General features: G+C 30.4%; 1 protein-coding gene. It reads left to right on the top strand.

The features are described 5' to 3' along the window. The first annotated feature begins 189 nt into the window (after window positions 1-189). Complete coding sequence (locus ACFX4X_RS25405) at window positions 190-705, top strand: stage II sporulation protein M (RefSeq protein WP_377387639.1); 516 nt, start codon at window positions 190-192, stop codon at window positions 703-705. Window positions 706-1535 lie beyond the last annotated feature (830 nt).

The following is a 1535-nucleotide window of genomic DNA, read 5'->3' as shown; positions in this document are numbered from 1 at the left end:
AGCTTTGGATTAACATCTGCACTTATCCTTACAGCTAAGTCATTATTGAAAAAAGGCGCTAAGAAAACTGCAGTTGCCTACTAATACAATTGCTTTTACAAATTAATTATGCGAGGGAAACGATGTGCGTCGTTTCCCTTAATTTATTATAGCAAAATTCTCCCCAAAAAAAAATATTAAGGTGATAATATGGAAAAATTATTAAAAGATAGATATCTATTACTATTATCAGTTTCATGTTTTTTCTTAAGTTTAGTATTAGGTTTAGGTTTAGTATTAACCGCAGATGTAAATACAGCAATCGATAATAGCAGTAATTATTATAGCAAAAGGGAAGGCATTTCCGGATCAGTGTTCTTTTTTATTCAAAATTTCAAAGTTGCACTTATGCTAATTTCAGGGATTTTTTGTTTTGGTCTTTCAACCTTTTTAGTATTGGTTATCAATGGCTTTTGGCTTGGTGGTGTTATAGCAAGTCAATATTTAAGCGGGACTAGTATAGTAGATTTATGTTTAAGTATATTGCCTCATGGAATCTTTGAAATTCCTGCCTTATTATTATCAGGCTACATAGGATTTATTGGGATTAAATTTTATTTCCACAAGAAGAATTGGAAAAGAAGCATAGTTACTATAGGAATTATCATATTACTACTTATGTTAGCAGGCGCTGTCGAGGGATTTATAACACCTAAATATATCTAATGTAAAAAACTTTATAAGTCTAAAATCTTAATCTCCATATAAAATGGAGATAAAACAATGTTAGATACTGTGCATTTTTAAGTTGATTCAAATCATATAGGGATTATTCATAATTGCAGATTAATATTTATTTACCTATATACCTTCTACTTCAAGAATAAAGTAGAGGTATTATTTTTAATAAATATTTTTTAAACGGTGGCTCTGTTTAATTACACTGTTGATATTTGATGGTTACGAACTTTTGTTCTAGCGGGGTGTATAGAATGTATTGTTTGGAGGAGATTGGTATGAAATTAGTTGAGATTATTACTTAAATTAATAAATTATCTTCCGTAGATAAAGAACGTATGTTATCACAATTTAAATATTTATTAATTCCCCTTCACGCACTCGCTCTGTTTTTCAGTCATGAACAAGTATGTGTATTAGTCGAACGTGACTGAACGAAAAATATTTTCGTTGGGTTGTTTGGTCGTGGTCGTATAACAAAAACACAATTAGATAAAACTTCAGTAGTTGCAGTAGGAACATACTATGAATTAATCTTTGAAAGACCCACAAGTTAAAAAAATGAGAAATCAAGTTTTTTTATGAAACGTAAACTCTATGCGTCACCCTTTTTGTGCTAAGGGGCTATGCGTTTTCCGAAAAAAAGCGTATTCGAAAAATATCGAATACGCTTTTTAAGTTGAAGAAAATCAAGAATAAAGTTAAACAGAGTTAAACTTTAAAGTTCTCTCTATCCGAGTTATTGGAGTTAGTATAGTTTCATGGACACATTTTAGTTAAGTCCTTACAATGATTTTTGAGAGGATGTGTCCGTCTTG

Source organism: Peribacillus sp. YIM B13481 (assembly GCF_042787985.1).
In the GTDB taxonomy this organism is placed as follows: Bacteria; Bacillota; Bacilli; order Bacillales; family DSM-1321; genus Peribacillus; species Peribacillus simplex_A.
The sequence above is the reverse complement of the archived record's forward strand: the minus strand, read 5'-3'. Positions and strand labels throughout refer to the sequence as shown.

Excerpts from the sequence above, each read along its gene's own strand:
- ACFX4X_RS25405 (WP_377387639.1), top strand. The coding sequence starts at position 190 with ATGGAAAAATTATTAAAAGATAGATATCTATTACTATTATCAGTTTCA.